Below are 8,302 nucleotides of genomic sequence, written 5' to 3'. Positions count from 1 at the left end.
GTTGAGATCTCCAAAACCCCAACAGGATAAGCCGAAAGGCCGGAAGCGTGGCTGTCCCTCAATCATCATCGCCATCTCAGTGATCCGTTCTCTCAGCGGACGCGGTCTCTTTCATGCCACCTCCTTTGTTGCGACGGTGGGGCGCGCTTTCGCACGCCTCTTCCTGTCAGCTCGGTTGACGCAGTGACTTGAATGAAGCCCTCAACTCGTCGACTAGGGCTTGCGGCTGTTCCCAGGCTGCAAAGTGCCCGCCCTTGGCGAGACGATTATAATGGATGAGCTTGGGGAATGCCTTCTCCGCCCAGGATTTTGGTGCCTGATAAAGCTCGTCCGGGAAGGCGCTGACGGCCACCGGGATCTGCACGCCCTTCGGCTGGAAGAAGGCAAGCTTGTTTTCCCAATAGAGCCGTGCCGACGACACGGCGGTATTGGTCAGCCAGTAGAGCGTGACATTGTCGAGCACGTCATCGCGCGTCAGCCCTTCCGGCTTGCCATCGAAGACGCGGGCGATCAACTCGTAGCTGCGGGCATCGTGGTCGAGCATCCAGCTCGCAAGCCCGATCGGCGAATCCTCAATCGCATAAAGCGTTTGCGGACGTTTGCTCATCTCCTGCGCATAGGACAGCCCGTTCCGGTAGAAGAAGTCGAGCTGCTCATAGGCGCGGCGCTCGTCGGCCGAAAGGTTCGCTGGTGCCGGCTGGCCGGCATCGAGGCTCTTCTGGATCTCGTCAGGCACGGTCGCCGGCATGTTGGTGTGGATCCCGAGCAAGCCCGCCGGCTGCTGCAGCGCCATCTGCTCGGTAACAGCGTCGCCCCAGTCGCCACCCTGCGCGACGTAATGGGAATAGCCGAGACGCTGCATCAGCACTGCCCAGGCGCGCGCGATCCGGACAGGGTCCCAGCCGCGCTCCGTCGGTTTGCCGGAGAAGCCGTAGCCGGGAAGCGAGGGGATGACCACGTCGAAAGCATCGGCTTCCGTGCCTCCATGCGCGTTCGGATTGGTCAGGGGATCGATGATCTTCAACTGCTCGATGATCGAGCCCGGCCAGCCGTGGGTGACGATGAGTGGCATCGCGTTCTTATGCTTGGAGCGCACGTGAATGAAGTGGATGTCAACGCCGTCGATGTTGGTCACGAACTGCGGCAGGTCGTTGAGTGTCTTCTCCACGCGGCGCCAATCGTAGTTTGTTGCCCAATAGTCGGCGAGCTTCTGCATGGTGGCAAGCCGCACGCCCTGGGTGCCGTCCGCCACCAGTTCGCGATCCGGCCACTTGGTCGCCGCGATGCGCTGCTTGAGGTCGGCAAGTGCGGCATCACTGGCGTGGAATTGGAAAGGGCGGATGGATTCGTCCGTGGCCGGTTTGGCAGCCGACGTGATTTGGACGTCGCCGCCGGCGGAGACGCCCGCCGCTTGAGCGGCGAGCGGAGGAAGCAGGATCGCGATCGCGCCCGACAATGCCAAGGCGGCCAGTCGGCGGTTTTGGACAATGGGCATGGAACGTCTGAACATCATCATTCTCCTGGTTCGATTGGCGAGGCGAGGAACCGCCTCGAAAGTCCGGGTTGGGAGGTTGCCGGAAGGTGAGCGGGCGCTAGCTCCCGATACGGTAGCGAGCGGCCGGCGTTTTCCTGGAAAGGTTCGGCATCAGCTTCTGCCGTGCGGCCTCATAGGCTGCCCAGTCAGCGGCATCCGGCAGCGCTGGGATAGTGATCACTTCGCCCTGGTCGAGGCCGGCAAGTGCCGCGTCCACCATGTCCTCGGCGCGCATGACGATCTCGCTCGGCACGTGTTCGATGGGGGTGCCGGCAATGCCCCAGAAATCGGTGGCGGTCGCACCCGGCAACACGGCCTGGATGCGGATATTCTTCTCGGCAAGTTCCTTTTGTAACGACAGGGTGAAGGCCAGGACGAAGGCCTTGGTGCCGCCATAGACGCCGTTCAGAACTTCCGGCGCCACGCCGACGATCGAGGCGATGTTGATGATCGTGCCAGTGCTGCGCGCCGCAAATCCGGGTGCCACCGCATAGGTCAGCCGCGTCAGCGCGCTGACGTTGAGCGTGATCATCTCGTCCATCTTGTCGACATCGGAGGCGAGCAGCGGCGCCGTCGCGCCGACCCCGGCATTGTTGACCAGCATCGTGATGCTCGCATCGCTTTCGAGGATCTTCTCGACCCGCCTGACATCATCCCTGTTGCCGAGGTCCGCGGCGACGACTTCGATGGCGCGGCCGGTTTCGTCCGCCAGCCGGCGGGCTAGATCGTCGAGGCGTACGCGGTTGCGCGCGACGAGAATGAGGTCATATCCGCGATGTGCCAGGCGGTCAGCATAGATCGCGCCGATACCGGACGAAGCACCGGTGATCAGTGCAGTGCCTTTTGATTTGCTCATTTCAAGCTCCTTTGCTTGGGTTGGAGCCTCGATGGTACGGCCGAAAGATCGCGTCTCAAATGTCGTAATTCCGTCTTTTCAGGACATAGCCCGCCTGGGCGGACGCGAACCAAATTTCGCCGTGACCATGCGTGTGCTGTGTATCCGCGATGTGTTCGGAAGCGGCGTCTGTGTATCGCAATGTTTGAACGGCCGCGGACGGCGGCAAACCGATACGAAATGCCCTGGGACTTCTGCCGCTGCGCCTTAGCGTCAGAAAGCGAAACGGGGCCGACATGACGTCGGCCCCGCTATCGTCTGCAAGCAACTCCTTGAAAATACAGGTCCTTGAAAATACAGGAGGCTCAGAGATTGTAGAGACTGCGCGCGAACGCGCCGATGCCCTTTGCGTCGAGCAGGTTGAGCGGGGCACGAAACGTTACCCGCGCCACGCCCGGATGGCGGCCGATCTCGATTGCACCTGCGATCGTTGCCCGGTTCATCACTTCGGGAACGCTGAGACCGAGCAGGTCCGCCGCCCGCTCCAGCCCGTTCGTGGTCGCATCGTTGAGGTTCGCGCCCGTGCCGATGAAGGTGACCGGGGCGTCAGCTTCGACCTCTCGGACACCGTGCTTGCGGGCAAGTGCCGCCACCCGCGTTCGTTCCGCCTCGTCAAGCGGACGTGCAAGGAACGGTACATCTTCCAGCACCGGCAGAAGGATCGGCCCGTCGATATTGAGCCCCTTGATGACATGGACCTCCAGCGTCACCGTGCCGGCGACGTCGCAGGTATGGCCGGCAATTTCGCCGTCGCCCTGCAGGGCATGCATGTCCCCCATATAGATGCCACCACCCGGTACCTTGACCGGGCAGATCAGGATCGCGCCTTCCCGCACGGTATTCACGTCCATGTGGCCGTCAGTCTTATGCTGGACGAGTTCGTCCGCGGTCAGGGAATAAGCATGTGGTGCGTCGGTCAGAAACTGGCCGAAATCGCCGGCATTGTGCGAGTCCGGCATCGCCTTCGACGGCGTCGTGCCCAATTGGCCGAGGAATGGCCGAAGCCTTGTGGCAACACCGATGAGGTCCGCTGGCGCGAAGGTCAGGATCGGATGCTGGATCGAGCCGTCCGGCAGGGCCAGCAGCCGTTCCGCATCCGTGGCAAAGGTCTCGGCAGTCGCTTTGCCGACGGTCAGCCCCACCTGGCGCTCATCGTCGAAGGCGATCGTGTAGCCGTTGGTGAAGATAAAGGGCGTCGCGTCCGCGCCGCACTTCTCGCAGCGGATCGCAGTCTGGCCGGTGCCCTCCACGCGCGTGCGCGGCCATTCCGTGCCGCAGCCCGGGCAAACGGCCGCGCAGAAGGGATCACCGTTGAAGCGACCAGCCACCACCTCGTCGTTGCCCGAGGCCGTCGCCGCGGACGTGACGATCAGCGATCGGATCCGAATGGCAACGGCGTCGCCGACTTCAGCGCCCGCGACCGCCACAGGGCGCGTCACCTCATGTCCGCCGCGGATCTCCGGCGTGATCATCGGCCCCCAACATCCGGGCGCCGTGTTCGCGATGATGACACCGCCATCGGCGACAGGCCCCAGCATCGGCTCGGCGGGGTCGAGTATCCCGTTGGTCAACTCGTTGACAAATACTGTCCGAGCCCCGGTCGTCTGGCGCTCTCTCGTTTTCTCCAGCATGTCACTTTCCTCCAGGTTGATTGGCATCAAAGGTTCGGGCCGCCCGTCTCGGCGGTACTATCGTCAGTCGAAGAACGGATCGGCAAGCTCCTCGTGCGGCGCCCCTTGCAGCAATCCTGCTCCCTTCTCAGCAACCGTTGCGGATCCGGATCCGGAGACGAGTGCGGCAAGAAGCGAGGGTTCTCTCGGGTCGCTATCCCAGGCGCATGGTGCCGCCGCGAGCGCGGCGATGGCGAAAACTGTCGCGAAGATACGCATGATGGCTCCTTCCGTTATTGATGTCAGCAGCGGCGTTTCGTCGCCGAAGGCTCGAAACGTGCTCGCGGCCAGAGTGTCTCTTGGACGTATCGCGGGTGCGTGCAGCAGGCCGCGAAACTGTATCCTTGTGTAAAGGCCCGAACCGGCGCGCCCCTTCGGGAGGCCTCACGGCACCTCGTCAGCTAAGAAGCGCTGTCTGACACAAGCACCGGCTTCTGCCGATAGAGGCCCGGAAACAGACGATGCAGCGCGCCGATCTTCGGTTTCTCGTAGATGACCACATAGGGCTGGCCGGGATTGTTGTAGACGTAATCCTGGTGATACGCCTCGGCCGGGTAAAAGGTCTTGCCGTCCTCGATGGTCGTCGCAATCGGGCGGCTGAAAACGCCGCTCGCATCCAGTTGCGCGATATAGTCGGTGGCAACCTTCGCCTGCTTTTCATCGCGCGGAAAAATCGCCGATCGATATTGCGGTCCGCTATCGGGTCCCTGCCCACCAAGCTGCGTCGGATCATGAGCGACGGAGAAGTAGATCTCGAGCAGCTTGCCGTAGCTCACCTGCTTCGGGTCGAACGTGATCTCCACCGCTTCGGCATGCCCTGTGGCGCCGGTCTCCGTCTTTTCGTAGGTCGCCGTCGCGGCGCTGCCGCCCGCGTATCCTGACGTGACACTCGCGACGCCGGCCACGTGCTGGAACACCGCCTGCACGCCCCAGAAGCAACCGCCGGCAAAGACCGCCGTCTGGCGGCCGTCCGTCGGCGCGATATCGTGGAGCGCCATCGGCACAGGCCTGGTCTCCTGTGCCGCCGACGGCGGCCCGTTGAGAACGAAGATCAATCCGCCACCGACCATGGTTGCGGCGACGAGAAGGCGTCGCGTGAAGGCGGACCAGGTGCGCCCGCGCCGTTTTTCATTGTCGCTCATGGCAAACTCTCATCCAAAGGTGAAAACGAAGGCTTCTGCGCCGGGTGCGAGAAAGCGGATCTCGAAGGTCCGCTCCCGGGCTGCTCCGGACTGGCGGACGAGTTGATAAAGGCGGGTCGCCGTAACGGTACCTTTGCCGGCCGCATCGATATCCGCGCCATGGTCCGCGCCCGGCGCCACCCCATCGATGGTTATCTGAAACGGGACCGGCCTGCCGCCGGCGCCAGGGCCGAGCACCAGGTGCAGGTCCCGCGCGCGGAACCGGTAGGTGATGCCGCCGCCGGCCTCGTTGAGGCGTGCCTCTTCGGCGCCGACCGTCCAGTTGCCGGTCAGCCCCCATTCATTGAGCCCCGGGTTGCCGACCGTGTACCGCGCGGACGTATTGGCCGAGACGCCCTCGGGCGAGACGAAGTTTGCGGCACGCGCATAACCGACATAGGTCTCGCCGGATCCGAGGCGTGCCAGGTCCGGCGAGGCCTCGGCACCCCCAGCATTCGGCTTCACCAGATCGTCTTCGGCCTTCTTCTTGCCGGCGGCTTCCGCCAGCAGATCCTGGATCACCCGCTCGGACCCTTCATAGTCGCCCTCGCCGAAATGGGTGTAGCGGATCTGCCCCTCTGCATCGATGAAGTAGTGGGCCGGCCAGTAGCTGTTGGAGAAGGCGCGCCAGATGGCGAAGTTGTTGTCGATCGCCACCGGATAGGTGATCTTGAAATCGCGCACCGCCTTCTCGACGTTGCCGATCTGCTTTTCGAAGGCGAATTCGGGGGCGTGCACGCCAATGACGACCAAACCTTGGTCCCGGTACTTCTCCGCCCAGGCCCGAACGTAAGGGATGGTGCGGATGCAGTTGATGCAGGAATAGGTCCAGAAATCGACGAGAATGACCTTGCCGCGAAGCTCGGCCGGCGTCAGCGGCTTCGAATTCAGCCACTGAACCGCGCCGTCGAGCGACGGAAATTGCCCTTCCACCGGAAGGTCGCTGCGATAGGCCGCCTGTCGCGTATCCTTTGCGGCAAGGGTCATGCGGGTGCTTGCGACGTCCACGGGCGAAGCACCGCTGCGCAGGCGATCGAGGATCGACTGTTCGACGCCCGACGTGCTGGCATAGGAAAGCTGCGCCAAAAGACCGGTGTCGAGCCCCAGTGCGATCGCGCCAACACCGGCGAGCACCGCGACGCCGAGACCCTGGCGGATGCGGTCGCCAAGGCCGAGGAAGCGCTTCATCGCCGCGAATACTCTGGCACCGGCCAGGACGGCGAGCGCCAGCGAGGTCGCAGCACCGGCCGCATAGGCCACAAGCAGCAGCGTGGTCTGCGCATTCGCGCCGTTCAGCGCCGCCCCGGTCAGCACCAGACCGAGCACCGGTCCGGCGCAGGGCGCCCAGAGCAATCCGGTCGCAACGCCAAGGAGGATCGAGCCGCCGATGCTGCCCTTCTCCCCGGTCGCAGCCTTTCTCGACAATCGGTTGCCGAGTTCCACGAGCGGACCGGTCACAAAGGCGGCAGCCCGCGTCGAGAGCAGCGTCACGCCGAAGACTGCGAGCATCGCGATCGCCGCGTAGCGGCCATAGGCGTTCGCCTGCACCGCCCAGTTGCCGCCTAGGGCTGCAAGCGAGGCGATACCCGCAAAGGTCACGATCTTGGCGAGCAGCATCGGAAGAATGCTGGTGGAAAAGGGTTGGCCGGCGCGGGCAAACACGAATGGCAGCACCGGCAGGATGCACGGGCTGACGATCGTCAGCACGCCGGCAAGATAGGCTACAACAAAGAGGATCATCACCGTCTCTCCGCATGGGATCAATGCCCGAGGCACAGATCGCTTGTCACGTGCGGCAGAGGACCATCGCGACGTATCGCGGATGTTTCCGACAGGAGCGGATTTGTATCTCAGTGCATCAGGGTGGCTCCCCAAACATCGCAAATCGCGCAATCAATATATTCCATGAAATATAACGACATGCCATAGTGCGGCCTGACCGATCCCTCTCGCTATCGTGGCCTTCATGTTGAAATCTCTTGCGATAATCTTCTCAGCCGTGCTCGGCCTTGCCTCAGGCGCCGCCGAGGCGCGTACGATCACCGATGCCGCAGGGCGGACGGTTGAGGTTCCCGATACCATCACCCGCGTACTTGCTGCCGGCCCGCCGGCCTCGGTGCTCACCTATGTTCTGGCGCCGGACAAGCTCGCCGGCTGGGTGCGCGAGCCGACGGAGGAGCAAAAGGCGTACCTGCTACCGTCGGTCCGCGACCTGCCGACCTATGGCCAACTCACGGGCAAGGGCGGCAGCGCCAACGTCGAGGCGGTGCTTGCCGCCAAGCCGGACATCATCCTCGACGTTGGAACCGTCAACGACACCTACCGCTCGCTGGCCGACAAGGTGCAGGCGCAGACCGGCATTCCCTACGTGCTGATCGATGGACGCTTCGCTGATAGCGGCAAGACGCTGCGCGACGTCGGCGCGCTGCTTGGCGCGGCCGCACGCGCCGAAACGCTCGCAACCTATGCCGACCAGCGGATCAAGGATCTGAACGACAGTCTCGCCATGATACCGGCCGATCAAAGGCCGCGCGTCTATTATGGCCGCGGCCCGGAAGGGCTGGAAACGGGGCTTTCCGGCTCGATCAATGTCGAGATCCTGGAAGCCGTCGGCGCCGAAAACGTCGCGGCGGCAGCCGGCAAGGGCAGCCTGACCCAGGTGTCGCTCGAACAGATTCTCTCCTGGAACCCGGACGTCATCATCGCGGCAAGCGGAAAGTTCGCAGCCTCGGCAAAGAAGGACCCGCTCTGGGCCGACGTGAAGGCAATCACGACCGGTCGAGTCTTCACCGCGCCGTCCCTGCCTTACGGCTGGTTCGATTCGCCGCCTGCGATCAACCGAGTGATCGGCGTCGTCTGGCTGCAGAAGCTGTTTTATCCCGACCGCTTCAAGGGGGACCTGAAGGCTGAGACCCGCGATTTCTACAAGCTGTTCTACCAGGTCGACCTGACGGACGAACAAGTGGCCACGCTCCTGAAGGGGGCGGTGCCGGCTTCGAAATGAACCGGAGGCAGGAAACAT

General features: G+C 63.4%; 7 protein-coding genes. 1 reads left to right on the top strand and 6 read right to left on the bottom strand.

Translation table 11 applies throughout. The annotated features are described in order from the left end of the window. Positions 1–166 precede the first annotated feature (166 nt). From IB277_RS34220 to IB277_RS34195, 6 genes are all read right to left on the bottom strand, one after another. Entirely contained in the window at positions 167–1,510 is a 1,344-nt protein-coding gene (locus IB277_RS34220) for an epoxide hydrolase family protein (RefSeq protein WP_034799663.1), read from the bottom strand. A gap of 82 nt (positions 1,511–1,592) precedes the next feature. Next, the gene (locus IB277_RS34215) at positions 1,593–2,390 is read right to left on the bottom strand and encodes an SDR family oxidoreductase (RefSeq protein WP_060601325.1); all 798 of its coding nucleotides are present in this window, start codon (positions 2,388–2,390) and stop codon (positions 1,593–1,595) included. A 344-nt stretch (positions 2,391–2,734) separates the two neighbouring features. Further along, a complete protein-coding gene (locus IB277_RS34210) occupies positions 2,735–4,060 on the bottom strand; it encodes an acetamidase/formamidase family protein (RefSeq protein WP_089043799.1) in 1,326 nt (441 codons plus the stop codon). Positions 4,061–4,123: 63 nt separating this feature from the next. Further along, on the bottom strand, positions 4,124–4,318 hold the full coding sequence (locus IB277_RS34205) for a hypothetical protein (RefSeq protein ID WP_034799659.1): 195 nt from the start codon (positions 4,316–4,318) through the stop codon (positions 4,124–4,126). Between the two features lie 182 nt (positions 4,319–4,500). After that, positions 4,501–5,241, bottom strand: coding sequence for a peptide-methionine (S)-S-oxide reductase MsrA (gene msrA, locus IB277_RS34200; protein ID WP_060586269.1), 741 nt, complete (start codon positions 5,239–5,241; stop codon positions 4,501–4,503). 9 nt (positions 5,242–5,250) lie between these two features. Continuing rightward, positions 5,251–7,020: a cytochrome c biogenesis protein DipZ gene (locus IB277_RS34195; protein WP_034799654.1), complete on the bottom strand. Its 1,770-nt coding sequence runs from the start codon at positions 7,018–7,020 to the stop codon at positions 5,251–5,253. A 226-nt stretch (positions 7,021–7,246) separates the two neighbouring features. On the opposite strand from IB277_RS34195, the gene IB277_RS34190 reads away from it, so the two are divergent. Continuing rightward, positions 7,247–8,284, top strand: a complete 1,038-nt coding sequence (locus IB277_RS34190; RefSeq protein WP_034799653.1) for an iron ABC transporter substrate-binding protein — start codon at positions 7,247–7,249, stop codon at positions 8,282–8,284. The last annotated feature ends 18 nt before the right edge of the window (positions 8,285–8,302 follow it).

The sequence above is a fragment of the Ensifer sp. ENS07 genome, from assembly GCF_014852185.1.
GTDB classification, from domain to species: Bacteria; Pseudomonadota; Alphaproteobacteria; order Rhizobiales; family Rhizobiaceae; genus Ensifer; species Ensifer adhaerens.
This window is presented reverse-complemented; position numbering and strand designations above follow the sequence as displayed.